At 61.6% G+C, this 19,040-nt stretch carries 13 protein-coding genes and 1 tRNA gene; 9 read left to right on the forward strand and 5 right to left on the reverse strand.

All coding sequences use genetic code 11. From position 1 onward, the window contains the following. Positions 1-61: 61 nt before the first annotated feature. Positions 62-1,966 (forward strand): CocE/NonD family hydrolase, encoded by a 1,905-nt coding sequence (locus LJ738_RS08695; RefSeq protein ID WP_227785943.1) that lies wholly within the window; start codon positions 62-64, stop codon positions 1,964-1,966. Between the two features lie 77 nt (positions 1,967-2,043). Further along, entirely contained in the window at positions 2,044-2,931 is an 888-nt protein-coding gene (locus tag LJ738_RS08700; RefSeq protein ID WP_227785944.1) for an SDR family oxidoreductase, read from the forward strand. Positions 2,932-3,037: 106 nt separating this feature from the next. On the opposite strand, the gene LJ738_RS08705 is transcribed toward LJ738_RS08700, so the two are convergent. Further along, positions 3,038-3,688, reverse strand: coding sequence for an HAD family hydrolase (locus tag LJ738_RS08705; RefSeq protein WP_227785945.1), 651 nt, complete (start codon positions 3,686-3,688; stop codon positions 3,038-3,040). Between the two features lie 133 nt (positions 3,689-3,821). Here LJ738_RS08705 and LJ738_RS08710 point away from each other — a divergent pair, with 133 nt between their 5' ends. Next, positions 3,822-4,304 carry a GyrI-like domain-containing protein gene (locus LJ738_RS08710; RefSeq protein ID WP_227785946.1) on the forward strand — a complete coding sequence of 161 codons (483 nt, stop codon included), beginning with the start codon at positions 3,822-3,824 and terminating at the stop codon, positions 4,302-4,304. A 227-nt stretch (positions 4,305-4,531) separates the two neighbouring features. Here the strand turns inward: LJ738_RS08710 and LJ738_RS08715 are convergent, their stop codons facing one another. From LJ738_RS08715 to dinB, 3 genes are all read right to left on the reverse strand, one after another. Beyond that, positions 4,532-7,612: a PAS domain-containing protein gene (locus LJ738_RS08715; RefSeq protein WP_227785947.1), complete on the reverse strand. Its 3,081-nt coding sequence runs from the start codon at positions 7,610-7,612 to the stop codon at positions 4,532-4,534. 215 nt (positions 7,613-7,827) lie between these two features. Further along, positions 7,828-9,957: a carboxy terminal-processing peptidase gene (locus LJ738_RS08720; RefSeq protein ID WP_227785948.1), complete on the reverse strand. Its 2,130-nt coding sequence runs from the start codon at positions 9,955-9,957 to the stop codon at positions 7,828-7,830. Positions 9,958-10,451: 494 nt separating this feature from the next. Further along, positions 10,452-11,531, reverse strand: a complete 1,080-nt coding sequence (gene dinB, locus LJ738_RS08725; RefSeq protein ID WP_227785949.1) for a DNA polymerase IV — start codon at positions 11,529-11,531, stop codon at positions 10,452-10,454. 207 nt (positions 11,532-11,738) lie between these two features. On the opposite strand from dinB, the gene LJ738_RS08730 reads away from it, so the two are divergent. The 4 genes from LJ738_RS08730 (at position 11,739) to LJ738_RS08745 (ending at position 15,822) form a co-directional block, all read left to right on the forward strand. Next, positions 11,739-11,814: transfer RNA gene (locus LJ738_RS08730), tRNA-Asp, on the forward strand. Between the two features lie 112 nt (positions 11,815-11,926). Beyond that, positions 11,927-13,357: a glycoside hydrolase family 30 protein gene (locus LJ738_RS08735; protein ID WP_227785950.1), complete on the forward strand. Its 1,431-nt coding sequence runs from the start codon at positions 11,927-11,929 to the stop codon at positions 13,355-13,357. A 38-nt stretch (positions 13,358-13,395) separates the two neighbouring features. Further along, entirely contained in the window at positions 13,396-14,868 is a 1,473-nt protein-coding gene (locus LJ738_RS08740; RefSeq protein WP_227785951.1) for a glycoside hydrolase family 30 protein, read from the forward strand. A 174-nt stretch (positions 14,869-15,042) separates the two neighbouring features. Continuing rightward, a complete protein-coding gene (locus LJ738_RS08745; protein ID WP_227785952.1) occupies positions 15,043-15,822 on the forward strand; it encodes a GDSL-type esterase/lipase family protein in 780 nt (259 codons plus the stop codon). Positions 15,823-15,865: 43 nt separating this feature from the next. Here LJ738_RS08745 and LJ738_RS08750 read toward each other — a convergent pair whose 3' ends face one another. Further along, on the reverse strand, positions 15,866-16,498 hold the full coding sequence (locus LJ738_RS08750) for a sce7726 family protein (RefSeq protein ID WP_227785953.1): 633 nt from the start codon (positions 16,496-16,498) through the stop codon (positions 15,866-15,868). A gap of 582 nt (positions 16,499-17,080) precedes the next feature. On the opposite strand from LJ738_RS08750, the gene LJ738_RS08755 reads away from it, so the two are divergent. Further along, the gene (locus tag LJ738_RS08755) at positions 17,081-18,502 is read left to right on the forward strand and encodes an OmpA family protein (protein ID WP_227785954.1); all 1,422 of its coding nucleotides are present in this window, start codon (positions 17,081-17,083) and stop codon (positions 18,500-18,502) included. Between the two features lie 211 nt (positions 18,503-18,713). After that, positions 18,714-19,025, forward strand: coding sequence for a hypothetical protein (locus LJ738_RS08760; RefSeq protein WP_227785955.1), 312 nt, complete (start codon positions 18,714-18,716; stop codon positions 19,023-19,025). Positions 19,026-19,040 lie beyond the last annotated feature (15 nt).

Consider the following 19,040-nt stretch of genomic DNA (forward strand, 5'->3'; position numbering starts at 1 on the left):
ACATCCTGCCGTTCTTTGCTGGCTGCCTTCCCGTACCTCTTCTGCTTATTCCGTTCCCTGCATGCTTCGCACCGTACTCACCACCACTTTACTGGCCGCAGGCTTAGCTGCTTCAGCTCAGGCCCAGGCCCCTACCCGCGCCCAGGATTCCGCCTTCGTGCGGCAGAACTACACCAAGCTCGACCGCCAGATTGTTATGCGCGACGGCGTGAAGCTCTACACGGTGATTTATGTACCCAAGGATGCATCGGCCAGCACACCCTATCCGTTTTTGATGACGCGCACGCCCTACTCGGCCGGGCCGTACGGGGAGCAGAAGTACCGCTTGCGCGGCCCCGGTCCCAGCCGGGAATTATCGCAGGAAAAGTACATTTTCGTGTACCAGGACGTGCGCGGGCGCTACCTGAGCGAGGGCCAGTTTGAGGAGATGACGCCGGCGCTGAAAGGTATAAAAACAGCGGTGGTACTAGGCCCCGCCACCCCGCACGACGAAAGCACCGACACCTTCGACACCATCGAATGGCTGCTGAAGAATGTGCCTGGCAACAACGGCCGCGTGGGCATGGTGGGCATTTCCTACCCCGGCTTCTACGCCTCGGCGGCCCTGCCCAACGCCCACCCGGCTCTGAAAGCAGTGTCGCCGCAGGCCCCGGTTACGGATGAATTTATGGGCGACGACGCCCGCCACAAGGGGGCGTTTTTCCTGCTCGACAACTTCGACTTTACCAACTCCTTCGATGTGCCGCGGCCTAAGCCGGTGGCCAAATACGAGGAGCTGTTCAAGTTTGAGCCCAAGGACGCGTACAAGTTTTACCTCAACCTCGGGCCCCTCAAAAACGCCAACAGTAGCAAGTACTTTAACAACCGCGCCCGCATCTGGAACGAGTACCTGCAGCACGAAAACTACGACGCCTACTGGCAGGCCCGCAACATCCGCACCGCCCTCACCGGCGTGAAGCCCGCCGTGCTGGTCGTGGGCGGCTGGTTTGATGCCGAGGACCTGTTCGGCGCCCTCAACACCTACAAGGCCATCGAAAAGCAAAACCCCGGCGCCACCAACCGCCTCGTAATGGGCCCCTGGACCCACGGCGCCTGGGCCCGGCCCGACTGGAGCACCTTCGGCCCGCTGAGCTTCGGCAGCAACGTTTCCCAAACCTTCCGCGAAACGCTGGAAACGCCGTTTTTCAACTTCTACCTCAAGGATAAAGGCAGCTTCAATCCGGCCGAGGCCACGGTGTTCAACACCGGCACCAACGAGTGGAAAACGTACGCTGCCTGGCCCCCCGCCCCCACCCAGGCGCGCACGCTGTACTTTCAGGAAGCCGGCCGCCTCGGGTTTACGGCGCCTCCTGCGGCCTCTAAACCAGCTCAATATGTCAGCGACCCGGCCAACCCCGTGCCTTACACCGACGGCGTGCACGCCGAGCGCAACAACGAGTACATGATTGAAGACCAGCGTTTCGCCGCCAAGCGCCCCGACGTGCTCACCTTCCAAACCGAGCCGCTCACCGAAGACCTCACCCTGGCCGGCCCGCTTACCGCCGACCTGTTTGTGAGCACCTCCGGCACCGATGCCGACTTCATTGTGAAGGTCATCGACGTGCTGCCCGCCGATGCCACCGGTTTTGCGCCCGGCAAAAAGCCCACGGCCGGCTACCAGCGCCTGGTGCGCGCCGAAGTGATGCGCGGCCGCTACCGCAACAGCTTCACCCAGCCCGAAGCCTTCCGGCCCAACCAGCCCACCGAAGTGAAATACGAGCTTCCCGACGTGCTCCACACCTTCCAGAAAGGCCACCGCCTCATGGTGCAAGTACAGAGCACCTGGTTCCCGCTCGTCGACCGCAACCCGCAGAAATTTGTGCCCATCGCCAAGGCCGAGGCCAAGGACTTCCAGAAGGCCACTATCCGGCTCTACCACGATGCCAAGCAGGCTTCGGCGGTGCGGGTGCAGGTGGTGGCGCCCTAGCTCCACGCCCCCGGAGCGGGTTGGGCTAAAACATGCCGCGGACTTCCGCCGTTATGGGCTCTCCCTTTTCCAGCTCAATGCCCAGCTCCAAACCCAGCGTCCTCATTACCGGCGCCACCGGCCAGATTGGCGGCGACACGCTCCGCCGTCTCCTCACCGACGATACCATTACGCTGGTAGCAGCCGTGCGCTCTCCGGCCCAGGCCGCGGCCTTCGAGGCGCAGGGCGTTCGAAGCGTGCTGCTCGATTTTGACCGCGAGGAAACCCTGGCCCCCGCTTTGGCCGGCATCGACCGCGCCCTGCTCGTGACCGGCTACACCGTAGACATGCTGCGCCAGAGCAAGGCTTTTCTCGACCAGGCCCACCTGGCGGGCGTGCGCCACGTGGTGCACCTGGGCGCCTGCGGCCCCGACGACACCACCGTGGCCCACTGGGCCTGGCACCAGCTGGTGGAGCGCTACATCGAGTGGCGCGGCTTCTCCTTCACCCACCTGCGCCCCGAAACCTTCATGCAAAATCTGCTGAGCTACGGCGGCACCCAGGTGGTGCAGGCGGGCCTCATCCGGCAGTTTGTGGGCGATGCCCGCCTGAGCTGGGTCGATGCCGAAGACGTGGCCCTGGCCGCCGCGCAGGCCCTGCTGCACCCCGAGCGCCACGCCGGCCACACCTACCGCCTGGGCTACGACGCCAAATCCTACCACGAAATTGCGTCCCTCATGGCCGAGGTGCTAGGCAAGCCCTTCCGCTACGAGCCTGTGGCGCCGGAGGTATTTCTGGAAAACATGCGGGCCGCCGGCGCCGAAATGGCCTACATGCACTGCGTGTACGACCACTACAAGCGCTACGCCGCCCACACCCTACCGGGCGCCGACGACGTGTTCGACAACTTCCCCAGCATTGCGGGCCAGGAACCGGTGCGGTGGCGGCAGTTCATCGAAAAGCACCGCGCTGCCTTCGACTATTAAAATCAGTTTCGGAGTCTGTGTACAGAAGCGCGGACTAAAAGTCCGCGCTACCGCTATACACTCACTCAGAAACCGCTCTAGCGCTGGTCGCCCGAACCAGACCATGCTAGACCAGGGCATGCATAAACTCGTCGGTAAAATCCGGCGCAAAATGCAGCACATTGGGCAGGTGGGCAAACTCAGCTTCCTCGTGCGTAGTGGTGAGCACCACGGCTTGCATGCCGGCGTTGTGGGCAGCTTCGGCGCCTTTGGGCACGTCTTCGAACACGATGCAGCCAGCCGGCTCAACTCCCAGCTGGGCGGCGGCCTTGAGGAAAGTTTCGGGGTTGGGCTTGCTCAATACCACGTCATCGGCGCTGACGATGGTCTGGAAGTAGTGCCGGATGTTCAGGTTATCGAGCACGAAGTCGATGTTGAACGGGATAGCCGCCGAGCCGATGGCCATGGGAATGCCCCGCTGGTGGGCGCTTTCCAGAAACTCCGGCAGGCCCGGCAGCAACTGCAGGTGCGGCAGAAACTCCTGCTGGTAGCGCCGCTCCTTTTCGAGTGAAAGACGGTCCATTTCGGCCGCGCTAAACCGGTCGGGGCCGAACATGCGCACCAGCACTTCCTGGTTTTTGCCGTACATCTGCGGCTTCACCTCGTCCCAGGTAAACTGGCCGCCCAGGTCGTTATTAAACAGGTATTGCCAGGCGCGGGTGTGGTATTCCATGTCGTGAATCATGGTACCGTTGAGGTCAAAAATAAAGGCCTTCATAGGAGCGTAGGGTAAAGTGAAGCCAAGGCAATCCGGGCTCTGGCGCCTCGCAAAGCTCGGGCTTTTCCGTGGCCGCGGGCTCCGATTAGGCGCAAGGCCAGCTCAATTTCTACTCCGCCCCTTAGCTTTCGCTATGAAACCGAGAATCGAGCAACTGGCCGAAAAGAAATTAATCGGCAAGCGCATTACCATGTCTTTGGCGCAGAATAAAACGCGCGAGCTGTGGCAAAGCGTTATGCCCCGGCGCCGGGAGATTCTAAATCCACTGGGCCCCGAGTTCTACTCTATGCAGCTTTATGGCTCGGGTTATTTCCAGGATTTTAGCCCAACTACCGAATTCGAGAAATGGGCCACGGTGGCGGTAACGGACTTTGACAGCGTGCCGCAAGGCATGGAAACCTTCACGCTACCCGGCGGCCTCTACGCCGTGTTCCTACACCGCGCCGACGACAGCACCGCCGACCAAACGTTTCGGCACATCTTCGAAAACTGGCTGCCCGCCTCGGGCTATCTATTAGATGACCGGCCCCATTTTGAGCTGCTGGGAGAAAAGTATAAGAACAACGGCCCCGGCTCAGAAGAGGAAATCTGGATACCAATTAAGGCCAGGACTTAGCCTTTAGCAGGGAAATAGGCTGAAATCGCCTGTCATGTCGCGCCTCTTGTCATGCAGAGCGCAGCGAAGCATCTTATCACCGCTGCAGAACTTGCTCAGGCGTGATAGGATGCTTCGCTGCGCTCTGCATGACAGACGATTGGATTGCGACTGGGGTAAAGATGCTTCGTACGCTCTGCATGACAGACGGCGCTAGGCATGACGTACCGTTTTAGCCCAACCAGGCATTACAAATACACCCGAAACGTGGTGCCCTCCCCTACTTCGCTCTCTACCTCCACATGGCCACCGTTGCTCTGCACGATGCGGTTGACGAGGTAGAGGCCTACTCCTGTGCCCTCGGTGTGGTCGTGGAAGCGGCGGAAGAGGTGGAACAGCTCGCCGCGATGCCGCTGCACGTCGAAGCCCAGGCCGTTGTCTTCCACCATCAGCACGGGCCGGTCCTCTTGCACCCACATGGAGAGGTGTATGCGGCAGCGCCGGGCAGGGTTGGCGTATTTCAGCGAGTTGCTCAGCAGGTTGAGCACGATGGTGCGCAGGTTGGCGCGGGCGTAGGACAGCGTGGGCCGGGCCGAGAAGTCGGTGGTGATGCGGGCCCGGGCCGCTTGCACCTGGGGCTGCAGGGTTTGCAGCACCTCCTGGGTCAGCTCGTCCATGAGCACGGTTTCGGCGGCTAGCTCCGGGAGGCGCTGCACCTGCCCCACCACGGCCAGGTCGTTGATGGTAGTGCCCAGCTGGCGCAGGGCATCTTCTACCATGGGTTCGAGCAGGTCCTTTTCCTCGGGGTCTTGGAACACGGTGGACCGCCGCAGTTCCTCAAACAGACCCGCCAGGTTGTTGACGGGCTGCTTGAGGTCGTGGCTGGCGGCGTACACGAAGTTGTCCAGGTCCTGGTTGGTGCGCGTGAGCTGCAGGTTGGCCTGGGCCAGCTCTTGGTTGCGGGTGCTCACGGCCAGGTGGGCGGCCGTCATTTCCTCATTGGCCTGGGCCAGCAGCTGCCGCGCGGTCACTTGCTCGCTCACGTCGGTGGCCACCGCGGCCACGCCCGTAATCTGGCCGTTGCTGTCGCGCAGGGGCTGGTACACAAAGTTCACGTACAGGGTTTCGAGCTGGCCGTGGCGCATTAGCTCCACTGCCTGCCCTTGGGCCACATACGCCTCGCCCGTGGACATCACGCCTTCCAGCAGCTGCTCAAAGCCCTGGCCGCGCACCTCGGGCATGCCGTCCAGCAGGGCCTTGCCCAGCACTTCTTCGCGCGTATGGCCCCACAGCGCGCACATGCCCGGGTTGGCCAGCTCCACCACCAGCGCGGGCCCGCGGAGCACTGCAATGGCCACGGGAGCCTGCTCAAACAGCGTTTGCAGCTGGGCATCGCGCTGCTGCATTTCTTCCTGTAGCACGGCGGTTTGCTGGCGGGCTTTCACCTGCTCGGTCACATCGAAGGCAAAGATGGACACCCCCACCGCTGCGCCGCCGTCGTGGTACGCCTGGTAGGTGAAGGTGAAGTAGGCCTCGGGCAGCAGGTTGCCGGCGGTATCGCGCATCTGCAGGGGCAGCTCGGCCCCAAAAAACGCCTCGCCGGTGGTATACACCTGGTCGAGCAGGGCCAGGAAGCCAAACTCCACCGTCTCGGGCAGGGCCTCGGCCAGTGGCTGGCCCAGCAGCTGCCGGCCCGGAAACAGGGCCTGGTAGCCGGGGTTCACGTAATCGAACCGGTGCTCGGGCCCGCGCAGAATGGCCACGCTGGCCGGCGTTTGCTCAAACACCTGGTAGAGGGTTTCGCGCTGATGCACCAGCTGTTCCGACGCTTCGAGGGCGGCGGCCTGCAGGGCATCGGCGCGCTGGCGGGCCTGCACCTGCTCCGTTACCTCATAGGCAAACACGAGCACCCCGTCGATGCGCCCGGCTTCGTCGTAGCGGGCCTGCTGAATGTAGTTGAAGTACCGGTCTTCCAACACCTCGTCTTCGGGCCGGGCAATGGGAATGAGAATGCCGTTTTCTTCGTTGGTGATGCCCGTTTCGAAAACGCGCTGAAAGGTGAGGTGCGCCTCGTGGCCCTCAATTTCGGGCAGGGCCTCGGCCAGCGGCTGGCCCAGCAGCTGCCGGCCCGGAAACAGGGCCTGGTAGCCAGGGTTCACCAGCTCAAATACCAGGTCGGGGCCGTCGAGAATGCAGATGGCGGCCGGCGCCTGCATGAAGAACCGCTCCAGGCGCGCGCGCTGGCGCTCGGCTTCGGTCTGAGCGCGTTGCAGGCGGGCGGTGCGGTCGGCCACTCGAACCTCCAGCTCCTGGTTTAGCTCGTTGAGCCGGAGCTGAGCCCGAAACAGGTCATCGTTGCTGGAGCGGATTTCCTCGTTGGCCGCCAGCAGCTCTTCGTTGGCGGCGGCCAGCTCCTCGTTTAGCTGGGCGCTTTGCCGCTCGTTGGCGGCCAGCTGCTGCCGGGCCTGTACCTGCGCCGTCACCTCAAAGGCAAACACAATAATGCCGTCGATGGCGCCGCTGGTGTCGTACCGGGCCTGGTAGCTGAAATTGTAATAACGCTTTTCCAGCCTCGCCCCGCCCACATTGGCATGGTCGAGCTGGATGAGCATTTCGTTGGCCCGGAAGGTTTCGCCGGTTCGGTACACTTCGTCGAGCAGGCCGAAAATGGGCTGCCCCGCCAGTTCGGGCATGGCCTCGCGAATGGTCCTGCCCAGCAGCGGCCGGCCGCCCACCAACTGCTGATAGAGTGGGTTGGCCAGCTCAAACACGTGCTCGGGGCCCGCGAAGATGCAAATCATGGCCGGCGCCTGCATGAAGGTCTCGTGCAGGGCGGCGCGCTCGCGCTCGGCTTCGGCCAGCGCGGCGCGTTCGCGGGCCTGGCTTTCGCGCAGGGCCACTTCCACGGCCGTGCGGGCATGGTGAGCCGTGTCACTGAAGCTTACTAGCAGCCCCCGCCCCACCCGCCGGGCCGACAGCCGGAAGTAGTTGTCGAGGCCATCGCCCTGATAGTTGATGTCCATCCGCGCGGGCTCACCCGATTCGAAGGCCTCGCGGTGAAAGGCAAATACGCCGGTCTCAATGGTGTGCGGGAAGTGCTCCAGGTAGGTGCCGGCCGGCTGGGCCGGCTGCTGCACCATGCGCTGGGCAGTGGGGTTAAAGTAATCGATGGTGAAATCAACGATTTCGCCGCTGGCCGCCCGCACGGGCGAGTAGAGCGCCACGCCCTGCAGCGAGGTGTCCAGCAAGCCCAGCAGCAAGTCATCGAGCGGAAATGCGTCGCGGAGTTCGGCGAGGATAGACGCGGAGGCAGCGGCAGAATCAGGCATGTGGCGAAGGTAAACACAACCGGAATGTTGAGCTGATTCATACGCAGAACTGGCGGCTTCGATGGCGGGAACCTGCTGAAAGCAAGTCTGCTTCAATTTTACCCCAGGCCCCCTTCCGGCGCTGCGTCCAGAGAGCGGCCCGCCCGGAACGCACACGCCCCCGCTGCGGGCCGCAACGGGGGCGTGGGTATCCAGGTTGAGCTAAAACCGACGGCTTACTTCAGCTCGTCGCCAATTACGGCGACGGCTTCGGCCAGAGCCGCGTCTTTGCGCAGGGGCTTGAGGAAGCGGGCCGCCCGCTTGGTAGCCGCCGAGTCGGAGCCGGCTACGCTGGCATCGGCGGTCAGTTGGGCTACTTCCAGGGAAGGCAGGGCATTTTGCGCGGCCGTCTGCTGCTTGTTGGCGTCGCGCACCTGCTGCTGGGCGGCGCGGTAGGCGGCCAGGTTCAGCGAGAGGTTGGTTTGCTTGCGGCGAACGGTGGCGCGCTGGGTGGCATCGGTAATCAGGCGGAAGCCGGGGCTGGCCGCTACCCGGGCGGCACTGGCGGCGCGCAGCTTGTCGATGGCCGGCACCGTGTTGCTGGGCTGGAACGCAGCGGGCGAAATTTCATCCCACAGCAACGGGTACTCCGACTCCTGCTCACCTTTGGCAAACGAGGTGAGGGCATCGGGCAGGGTAATGTCCGGCACCACGCCTTTGAACTGCGTAGAGCCACCGTTCACGCGGTAAAACTTCTGGATGGTGAGCTTGAGCGAGCCCAGGGGCTTCAGGGCCTTGGCCTCGGGCGACACCGCGTTGTCGAGGTCAATAATCTGCTGCACAGTACCCTTGCCATAGGTGGTGCTGCCCACGATGATGGCGCGGCGGTAGTCCTGCATGGCGGCGGCCAGAATCTCCGACGCCGAGGCACTGTACTTGTTCACCATCACCACCAGCGGGCCGGCGTACTGCACCTGGGGGTCTTTGTCGTCGAGGGCGGTGGGGCGGCCGCGGCCGGCTTTTACCTGCACCATGGGGCCGCTGGGCACGAAAAGGCCACCCATTTCCACGGCGTCCTGCAGCGAGCCGCCGCCGTTGTAGCGCAGGTCGAGAATCACGCCCGCCACGTTTTCCTTGCTCAGCTTGGCCAGCTCGGTTTTCACGTCGGCGGCGCTGCTGCGGCCCCCTTTGCCGCCAAAGTCGGCGTAGAAGCCCGGCAGGTGAATGTAGCCGTAGTTTTTGCCGCCCTGCTTGATAATGGCCGACTGCGCGTAGGTTTCCTCAATCACCACCACGTCGCGGATGATGGGGATGACCACAACGGCGCCGTCGGGCTTGCGCACCGTCAGGCGTACTTCGGTGCCCTTGGGGCCGCGAATCAGCTTCACGGCTTTCTCAAAGCGCATGCCTTCCACGCTCACGGGCTCGGCCGCGCCCTGGGCCACGCGCAGGATAATGTCGCCCACCTTCAGCTCGCCCTGCCGGAACGAGGCCGACCCGGCCACAATGTCGGTTACCTTGAGGTGGCCTTCGTCTTCCTGCAGCTGCGCGCCGGTGCCCTCCAACCGGCCCGACATCGCAATGTCGAAGTTGTCGCGGGCAATGGGCGCAAAGTATTCGGTGTGGGGGTCGTAGGTGTTGGCAATGACGTTGGCAAACTCGGCCAGGTGGTCGTTGTCGTCGTTTTGCAGCTGGTCGGCGAAGTATTCGTCATAGTACTTCAGCACGCGCTTGCGGGCGGCGGCCTCCAGTTCGGCCGGCGTGCGCGGGCGCTCCGACGTTGCGGCAGGTGAGGTGCCCGGCGTGGCGGCCGCCAGCGGCTTGTCTTTCTTGCGGGCTTCCTCGTCCATCAGCTCCGAGAGCTGGGCCAGGGTCTGGTACTTCAGCAGCTTGCGCCACTGCTCGCGCTGCACCGCCGCGGTGGGCGCGAAAGCCGCTTTTTCGGGGCTGGTTTCCAGGCTTTCCTGCACCGTGAAGTCGAAGGGCTTGGCCAGAATCTGGCGGTACAAGGCCTGAATTTCCAGGGTGCGCTTGCTCAGCAGCTTGCTGGTCACGTCCAGAAACTCGTGGGTGCCGCCCTTCAGCTCGTCGTCAATCTTGGTTTGGTACTGCCGCAGTTGGGCTACTTCGGGCGCCAGCAGCAGCTGCTTGTTCACGTCTACCCGCTTGAGGTAAAGGTCGAACACGCGCTGCGAGAACTGGTCGTCGAGCTTTTCGGGCTGGTAGTGGAGCACGCCCAGGCCCTGCAGCATGGTGCCCAGCACCACCTGGTCGCGCGGCGGCGTGCCCTGGTAAACGGAGTAAGAGGCCAGCCCAACCAAGGCCAGCGTCGACAACAATCCTACTTTCAAACGGGAAGCTTGCATGCGAAGAAGAATTTCAGAGCGAGAAAAACAGAGCACCAGCCCGGGGCCGCGCTACATGAATGAGCTGATTTGGGGGCAAAAGGTGACAGCGACTGTGCTACAATCGCACCAAGTATCCCCTTAAAGTCAAAAACCTACCAATAAGGTTGCGAAAAGTACCTATTCACAATCTTAAATCCACCACGTCTCATCGAGAAGCAGTGCAATTCCGGCTTGGCAGGATGGCACTGCGCTAGAAGCATATTTAAATAAACAATAAATGAAAGGCAGAAATTCCTAAAGGAGGGTTGCGTTGAGGTGGAAGGAACTCATCCCGTGGAATCTCACCCCTACCGAGCACGGCCCGACGCCTCTCCTTGGGAGAGGAATGCCGGACGATTGTAGCGCGGACTTTGTAGTCCGCGTCCCCGGCGGAACCCGAACGACAGCCCAACAGCGCGGGGACGCGGACTACAAAGTCCGCGCTACATTCCTGCCGCCTTGGCTCCCCTCTCCTAAAAGCTCAACGTCAGTTGGCGGCCGGCGGCGTGCTGACCGTTGCTCAGGTTGGAGAGCGACACCCCGAGCAGCCGCACGCCTTTGGGCAGCGGAAACAACGACTCGACCAGCTCCTTGCATAGCCGTTCGAGCGCTGCCTGGCTGGGGATGGGGCCCACCGTGCTGCGGCTGCGGGTTATTTGCTGGAAGTCGGCGTACTTCACCTTCAGCGTGATGGTGCGGCCCAGGATGCCGGTGCGCTGGCAATACTCCCACACTTCTTCTACCGAAGGCCGCAGCCCATCCATCAAGTCGGGGAAAAGGGTCAGGTCCTGGTCAAAGGTGGTTTCGGAGCCCACCGACTTGCGCAGGCGGTCGGCCACCACGGGGCGGTGGTCCTGGGCGCGGGCAATGGCAAAGTAGTAGTGCCCGGCCTTGCCAAACTGCTGCTGCAAAAACTCGGCGGTCTGCTCCCGCAAATCGGCCCCGTTGAAAATGCCCAGCTGGTTCATCTTAGCCGCCGTGACCGGCCCCACGCCGTGGAACTGCCCCACAGCCAGGCCCTCCACAAACGCCAGCCCCTGCTCGGGCCGCACCACAAACTGGCCGTTGGGCTTGCGGTAGTCGGAAGCCAGCTTGGCCAGAAACTTATTGTAGGAGATGCCCGCCGAGGCCGTGAGCTGGGTTTCGGCCAGGATTTTGGCCCGGATTTCTCGCGCAATCTGGGTGGCCGAGGCCAGCTCCTTGAGGTTGTGCGTAACGTCGAGGTAGGCCTCGTCGAGCGACACCGGCTCAATAAGCGGCGTGTACTCGGCGAAAATGGCCCGAATCTGCCGCGACACTTCCTTGTACACGTCGAAGCGCGGCGAGACAAACACCAGCTCCGGGCATTTGCGGAGCGCCGTGGTCGACGGCATGGCCGACCGCACGCCGTATTCGCGGGCCTCGTAGCTGGCCGCTGCTACCACGCCCCGCTCCCGGGCGCCGCCCACCGCCACCGGCCGCCCGCGCAAGTCGGGGTTATCTCGCTGCTCCACAGAAGCATAAAATGCATCCATGTCCAAATGGATGATTTTGCGAATGAAATTCTCACTCACTATTTTTAATGTTTATTCTATCAAAGATAAATCGGCGGGTGCGGAGCGAGGAATCTGCGTTTGCAGCGAATCAGGGCAGGTTGGGCTTCCTTCTCCACTGCAATCGATTGCGGTGATATATCTCATATACAGAATGTTAAGGAAAAAATAATATTGGCCATTTCCTTTACATCGGCGAAAAGTTTGGCTACCTTTACATAAATACCTTGTGGGGTGGCGGAACTGGCAGACGCGCTAGCCTATCTCGCTAGTAAAATTAGAGGTTCGAGTCCTCTCTCTACAGCAACAGTCCCGGTCGCATTCGCGCCGGGACTTTTTGCTTTTCAGCCCAATTGGGTTTCCGCTCAATACCTTTCAGCAGCCCAAGCTTGCCGTGGGCGTTTCTGCTGAACTCCATGCCCCTTTCTTCCCGCTGCTGGCAGCTGCTGGCCTTTGCCCTACTGGCCCTCGATGGCCGCGCCCAACAAGCCGCGCATCCCCGACCCAAAGCTGCCAAAGCAGCCGGCGCGGCGCTGTGGCTCACCACCCCCGACAAGGCATCGCTGTTTCGATTGCAGCCGGGCCGGCTGGCCTTCGGCGCGGCAGCCAACCCTAACCCAACCATTGAAGTCGATGAAAACCAAGCGTTCCAGACCATCGACGGGTTTGGGTATTGCCTCACCGGCGGCAGCGCGATGCTGCTGCACCGGATGGACGCCGGGGCCCGCGCTAAGCTGCTGCGCGAGCTGTTTGGTACTGACGGCCCCAACATTGGCGTGAGCTACCTGCGCCTGAGCATCGGCGCTTCCGACCTCGACGACCGGGTATTCAGCTACGACGACCTGCCCGATGGCCAGACCGACCCCAGCCTGGGCCGGTTCAGCCTCGCCCCCGACCGCGAGCACCTGATTCCGGTGCTGAAAGAAATCCTGGCCATCAACCCCCAGCTCAAGCTTCTGGCCTCGCCGTGGTCGCCGCCGACGTGGATGAAAACCAACGGCAACTCCAAAGGCGGCAGCCTTAAGCCGGAGTTTTACGATGCCTACGCGCAGTATTTCGTGAAATACATCCAGGGCATGAAGGCCGCTGGCATTCGCATTGATGCCATTACCATTCAAAACGAGCCCCTGCACCCCGGCAACAACCCCAGCCTGCTGATGCTGGCCGAGCAGCAGGCCGAGTTCATCAAGCACAGCCTGGGGCCGGCTTTCCGCACCGCGAAGCTGGATACGAAAATCATTGCCTACGACCACAATGCCGACCGGCCCGATTACCCCATCACGGTGCTAAATGACAAGGAGGCTCGGCAGTACGTCGATGGCTCGGCTTTCCACTTGTACGCTGGGCCCATTGAGGCGTTGAGCCAGGTGCACGAGGCCCACCCCGACAAGAACGTCTACTTCACCGAGCAGTGGATTGGGGCGCCCGGCAAGTTCGCTGGGGACCTGGGCTGGCACACCAAAACGCTCATCATTGGGGCCACGCGCAACTGGGCCCGCACCGTGCTGGAGTGGAACCTGGCCGCCGACCCGCAGCAAAACCCGCACACGCCCGGCGGCTGCACCGAATGCCTGGGCGCCCTGACCCTGGCCGGCAACGCCGTGACGCGCAACCCGGCCTATTACATCATCGCCCACGCCAGCAAGTTTGTGCGGCCAGGCAGCGTGCGCATTGCCTCCAACATGCTCGACGGGCTGCCCAACGTGGCCTTCCGGACGCCAAATGGCCTCCGCGTTGTCATCGTGCACAACGCCGGGCCCACCGCCCAAGCCTTCAACATTCGCTACCAGGGAAAGCTGCTACTTTCTGAGCTGGCGCCCGGCGCCGTGGGCACCTACGTGTGGTAGTATGGCGTGTATATAGCGCTTTGCCTACCTTGCTGCCTATGCCACAAAAACTCCTTCCCCTCCTGGTTATATCGGCGCTGAGCATTGGCAGCGCCACGGCCCAAAAATCCAGCAAGCCCACCCCTGGCGCGCCTTATTCAGCGGCTGGCAAAACGGCCAAGGTCTACACCACGGCGGCCAATACCACCCAGCGCCTCGCGGCCGGCGACGCCCTTGCCTTTCAGCCCGCCGGGCAGCCGCTGGAAACCCAGGTGTGCGTGTTCGTGGACCCCGGCCACACCTTCCAGACCATGCTCGGCATTGGCGGGGCGCTCACCGATGCCTCGGCCGAAACCTTCGCCAAGCTGCCCAAGCCCCAGCAGCAGGAGTTTCTGCAGGCCTACTACAGCCCCACGGCCGGCATCGGCTACACGCTGGCCCGCACCAGCATCCACAGCTCCGACTTTTCGAGCGGGAGCTACACCTACGTAGCCGACAAAGACGCGGCGCTGAAAACCTTCAGCGTGAAGCACGACGAGCAGTTTCGCATCCCCTTCATCAAGCAGGCCATGGCCGCGGCCGGCGGCAAGCTCACCCTTTACGTGAGCCCCTGGAGCCCGCCGGGCTGGATGAAAACCAACGGCGAGATGCTGCACGGCGGCAAGCTGCTGCCCCAGTACCGCCAGGCCTGGGCCGACTACTACGTGAAGTTCATCAAGACTTACGAGCAATTGGGAATTCCCATTTGGGGCCTCACAGTGCAGAACGAGCCCATGGCCACCCAGCGCTGGGAGTCCTGCATTTTCACCGGCGAGGACGAGCGGGATTTTATTAAAGGCTACCTCGGCCCCACCCTGGCCAAGGCCGGGCTGGGCAACAAAAAGCTCATTGCCTGGGACCACAACCGCGACCTGCTCTACCAGCGGTCCAGCACCGTGCTCGACGACCCGCAGGCCGCCAAGTACGTGTGGGGCATCGGCTACCACTGGTACGAAACCTGGACCGGCAGCGGCATGCTCTTCGACAACGCGAAGCGCGTGCACGAAACCTACCCCGACAAAAACCTGATTTTCACCGAAGGCTGTCTCGAAAAGTTCGAGCTGGCCAAAGTCGACCGCTGGGACCTGGGCGAGAAGTACGGCCAGTCGATGATTGGCGACTTCAACGCCGGCACCGTGGGCTGGACCGACTGGAACGTGCTCCTCGACGAAACCGGCGGCCCAAACCACGTGGGCAACTTCTGCTACGCGCCCCTCATCGCCGACACCAAAGCCGGCAAGCTCATCTACACCAACGCCTACTACTACATCGGCCACTTCTCGAAGTTCATCCGCCCCGGCGCCAAACGCATCGTCAGTTCCTCCAACCGCGACGCGCTGCAAACCACCGCCTTCCGCAACCCCGACGGCAGCGTGGCCGTGGTCGTGATGAACCAGACCGACAAGCCCCTGGATTTCCAGCTGTGGCTGGCGGGCCAGGGCGCCAAAACCACATCGGCGGCGCACTCCATTATGACGCTGGTGGTTAACTAAAGGCCTACTGTCGCCTCTCGCCGGCTGTGCCCTTAATCGTCTGTCATGCAGAGCGCAGCGAAGCATCTTATCAGGTTAGAACCAACTGTTCAACGGCGATAAGATGCTTCGCTGCGCTCTGCATGACAGACGATAGACAGACGATTGTTTTATAACAGCGTTTATACCCTTGCTATGACGTTTACGCAATCATTCAGAGTCGCACTCCTCGTCTGCGGAGCCTTTCTCGCCCCCATCGTCGCGCAGGCGCAGCAGCCCACCACCGCCGAGGCCAAAAAAGCAGCCGACGAAGCCTACACCCGGCAGCGGGAATACCTGCTGCACAACGACTGGCCCAACCTGCAGCGCTACGCCGCGGCCAACCAACGGCTGCCCGCGCCGCAGCCCGGCGCACCCCGCGTGGTGCTGCTGGGCAATTCCATCACCGAAGGCTGGCCCAAGGCAGACACGGCCTTTTTTGCCGGCAAGCCCTATGGCTACATTGGGCGCGGCATCAGCGGGCAGACATCAGGGCAGACCGTACTGCGCTTCCGGCAAGACGTTATTGACCTGCACCCGGCCGTAGTTGTACTGCTCATCGGCACCAACGACGTAGCCGAAAACAATGGCCCCTACAACCCGCAAACCACCCTCGGCAATATCATGACGATGGTGGAGCTGGCCCAGGCCCACCGCATCCGGGTGGTGCTGAGCTCGATTACACCCGCGGCCGACTTCTGGTGGCGCAAAGGCCTAAACCCCGCCCCCAAAATCGTGGCCCTCAACCAGCAACTCAAAGCCTACGCCGCCAAGAGTGGCTGCGTGTACCTGGACTACCACTCGGCCCTGGCCGATGAGCAACAGGGCCTGAGAAAGACCTACGGCGAAGACGGCGTGCACCCCAACTTGGCCGGCTACCGCGTAATGGAGCCGCTGCTGAACCAGGCCGTGGCCGCGGCTTTAAAAAAGAAGTAGCCCCCGAATTGAGCTGAAAGTTGAGCTAAAAAAGCCTGGGCTGCTAAGCGGCCCGGGCTTTTTTGCGCGGTGCGGGCTTCTTGCGCTTGGCCTTTTTCTTGCGCGGCGGCAGCCGTTCCCGCTCGGCCTTGCGCTCGGCCCGCATGAGCAGGCGCTCGGGCAGGCGGGCAATGAGCCGGTCGCGCACGTACTGGGCCAGGCAGGACAGCGGCACCGTGTTGGTGGTGCGCAGGTAGTGGCCCACTTCGCGGCTCCGCAGCGTGCTCACGCCGGCCAGGCCCCGGGCCATCAGGAACTGCTTTACTTCTTCCAGCAGCAGCAGGCCCGCGATGGGCGCGCGCTCCACGGTGGCGTTGTAGCCGGCGGCGCGGTGGGCGCGCAGGCCGTCGGCCGAGGCTACCAGCACGCCCACCCAGTCGGGCAGCAGGGGCAGCAGCTTGAGCAGGTGCTTTTCGGTGACGACGAAGGTCACGAAATCGTAGACCTCGCCGTAGCAGCGCAGCTGGTTGGCCACGCGCTGTAGGGTGTCGCCGTCGCCCTTTACCTCGTAGCCGTGCATGAAGGCGGGCGTGATGTGCACGACATCGGCGCGGGTCGTGCCCGTGGGCAGTTCGTCTACGTACACGCCGCCCGTGAGCAGCGGGTAGAGCAAGGCGCGGATTTCCGGGTCGTTCATGGCAGCCCCAAAATTAGCTCAACATTGGACCGCGTGGAACGCTCCATCACCAAAACGGGTGATTTCAACTGTATCCAGCTAAAAACCGGCTGTTAATCGGCCGGCCTCGAAAATACCCAAGCAGATTTCAGGGTAAAACTCGTCGCAATAGTGAGCTAATCAAGCTTAATAATTCAAGCTTTTTTAGGAATTATTTGCCCTGTTCCTTTTCATATAATTCCGTTGATAACAAAGGTGGTTTTGAAATACAAGGTTAAGGTTAACCCATTTGTTATCAGATATATCTACACCACTTCCCTTGTAAATAATAACGATTTTTTTGATAATATTCCGTATCTTTTTTATTAAAAACTCCTTGTAGAGTTTAGCCAGGATTCCAATTCAAGTGAGCGGCAAAAAAGGTTAATGGGCACACAATAGCTTGGCATTTATTAACCGATTATTAATAGAATTCCAGCGGTCGAAGGCCTTGATTTCTATCGTCACATCCAGGAAGTGTATCAGTGTCTAGCCATCGTTTATGCACAATGGCGCTTGCTCCAACAAGCTTCATAATCAGCTATCTATATTCCATTTACGATTATGAAAAACAACTTAGTCGAATCCGTAAATTCCTATTTCACCATTCCCGCCATTGGGCATCTTAGTGCTGTGTTAGGGGAACCCGATGCAAGCGTGGGAAAGGCAATTTTCAAATCGGTGCCAATTGTGCTCAAGGGTCTCCAAAACCGGTTAGAACATGGGTACCCACCCGAAACACTACTCGAATTAGTACAGACGACGGACTTCACCAAGTCCTTGAAGCAGACGCTGAGCCTGAAGGCTTCCGAATGGCACGAGCCCAACTCCAACCTGCCTTATTCGCTGCTAGGCGATGCGTACAGCAGTACGGTCAACCAGATTGCGGAGGGAGCCGGATTACGGCCCGCTACCTACGGCACGCTTATGCAAGTTGTGGCCATGGCTGTGCTGGGAGCGTTAGGGAAAGTCGTTGTCAAGAATAACTTTTCGGCTACCGAGCTCTCGGACTGGCTGCGGTCGCAAAAAAATGTCATTGATTTGGCGCTGCTCAAGACTGCCATTGACACGGCGCAGCCGCACCCCCGCCCAATCGCCGAAACCGAACGCAACCTGTCGCGGCAGCTCGAAGCCAATATGCAGGCCCTGTCCGCGCCTCCCCCCTGGCCCAAGTCACCACCTTATGAGGCGGTTTCTGCACACTCGCCCGGCTGGCTCGGGCCGCCGCTTTCGGGCCCGGCCTTCGCTGCGACTGGCGCGACTGGTGCTACCGGGCTGCGCTGGCAATGGGGCGCATTGCTGCTACTGGCCGTCTGCTTAGGGTTCATTTTCGGGAGCGGCTATTTTTCGCGGCCCCTTTCCGGCAATGGTAGCAAGAACGAGGGCATGGAATCGGCTTCGCTGGTTTCCGGCAATCAGGCTTCGGCCACCGGCAATAAACCCATCGCCGCTAGTAATAACAGCGGTGCAGCGCCGGGCCGCTACGATAAGGACCGCGACACCTACATCTACGACATCGGCCGCCCCATTAAGCTGACGCTGGCCAATGGGACGACCCTGAAGGTGGGCGCTAATTCTACCGAAAACCGCCTCTATACATTTTTAGCGTCGCCGGTGGAGGTAGATTCGGTAAACCGGACCAAGGGCTGGATTAACTTCGACCGCATCAATTTCGAGCCCGGCAAGGCCACGCTGACCCCCGAGTCGGCACCGCAATTGGATAACATTGCCCGTATCATCAAATCGTTTCCGAATGCAGTAGTCAAAATCGGCGGCTACACCGACAGCACCGGTAGTGCCGATTTGAACTACCAGCTCAGCGACGACCGCGCCCGTGCCGCCATGCTGGCCCTGGCCCGGCGGGGCGTGAGCCCCGACCGCCTGCAGGCCAAGGGCTACGGCCCCAAGTACTTTGTGATGCCCAACAATACGCCCATCGGCCGCGCCCTCAACCGGCGGGTCAGTATTCGGGTCGTGAAGAAGTAGGCTCAATACCGGCCTGCTTGCGGCCCTGCAGCTTAAGTGGCGGGCCGCGCCGCGATTAGTGCGTAGCTTTTTTTAAGTATGACGCCTACCGACAACCCGTATTTAGGGGGATAAAACGCGGAAAATCCCAACTGAACTTTGTAATAGTTCCACGGTGGGACTTTCCAGCCCAAGGAGCGGGCCAGGAAAATGCCAATGTTTCCCCGCTAAAATGACACCAAACATCAGTTTTGCAATGCCCCAAGGGGCCCTCGGCGACATCGCATTCACTACGTACCTCTACTACCGCGAAGCCCGCAAGGTAGAGGCCACCCACGCCGACTTCGCGGCCTGGCTGGCAACCCTCCCGGCCTCCCGCCGGACCCACGCCGAATCCCGCGGCCTGGCATCGGCCCGCGCCATTCCCGACTTCAAGCGCTTTTTATTGGAAAAGCGCGGCCACTCCCTGGTCGACTTTTTAGCCGCCCGGCTCTCGCCTTCGGTCCTGGAGTTCTGGCAGGCCCTGCCCGACGAGGACGAATAGCCCCAGCCAGCTTTT

Origin of the sequence: Hymenobacter plasmatis, assembly GCF_020711255.1 — a bacterium.
Lineage (GTDB): Bacteria > Bacteroidota > Bacteroidia > Cytophagales > Hymenobacteraceae > Hymenobacter.

Excerpts from the sequence above, each read along its gene's own strand:
- LJ738_RS08755 (WP_227785954.1), top strand. The coding sequence starts at position 17,081 with ATGAAAAACAACTTAGTCGAATCCGTAAATTCCTATTTCACCATTCCC.
- LJ738_RS08695 (WP_227785943.1), top strand. The coding sequence starts at position 62 with ATGCTTCGCACCGTACTCACCACCACTTTACTGGCCGCAGGCTTAGCT.
- LJ738_RS08710 (WP_227785946.1), top strand. The coding sequence starts at position 3,822 with ATGAAACCGAGAATCGAGCAACTGGCCGAAAAGAAATTAATCGGCAAG.
- LJ738_RS08720 (WP_227785948.1), bottom strand. The coding sequence starts at position 9,957 with ATGCAAGCTTCCCGTTTGAAAGTAGGATTGTTGTCGACGCTGGCCTTG.
- LJ738_RS08705 (WP_227785945.1), bottom strand. The coding sequence starts at position 3,688 with ATGAAGGCCTTTATTTTTGACCTCAACGGTACCATGATTCACGACATG.
- LJ738_RS08745 (WP_227785952.1), top strand. The coding sequence starts at position 15,043 with ATGACGTTTACGCAATCATTCAGAGTCGCACTCCTCGTCTGCGGAGCC.
- LJ738_RS08735 (WP_227785950.1), top strand. The coding sequence starts at position 11,927 with ATGCCCCTTTCTTCCCGCTGCTGGCAGCTGCTGGCCTTTGCCCTACTG.
- LJ738_RS08750 (WP_227785953.1), bottom strand. The coding sequence starts at position 16,498 with ATGAACGACCCGGAAATCCGCGCCTTGCTCTACCCGCTGCTCACGGGC.
- LJ738_RS08700 (WP_227785944.1), top strand. The coding sequence starts at position 2,044 with ATGCCCAGCTCCAAACCCAGCGTCCTCATTACCGGCGCCACCGGCCAG.
- LJ738_RS08715 (WP_227785947.1), bottom strand. The coding sequence starts at position 7,612 with ATGCCTGATTCTGCCGCTGCCTCCGCGTCTATCCTCGCCGAACTCCGC.
- LJ738_RS08760 (WP_227785955.1), top strand. The coding sequence starts at position 18,714 with ATGACACCAAACATCAGTTTTGCAATGCCCCAAGGGGCCCTCGGCGAC.
- LJ738_RS08740 (WP_227785951.1), top strand. The coding sequence starts at position 13,396 with ATGCCACAAAAACTCCTTCCCCTCCTGGTTATATCGGCGCTGAGCATT.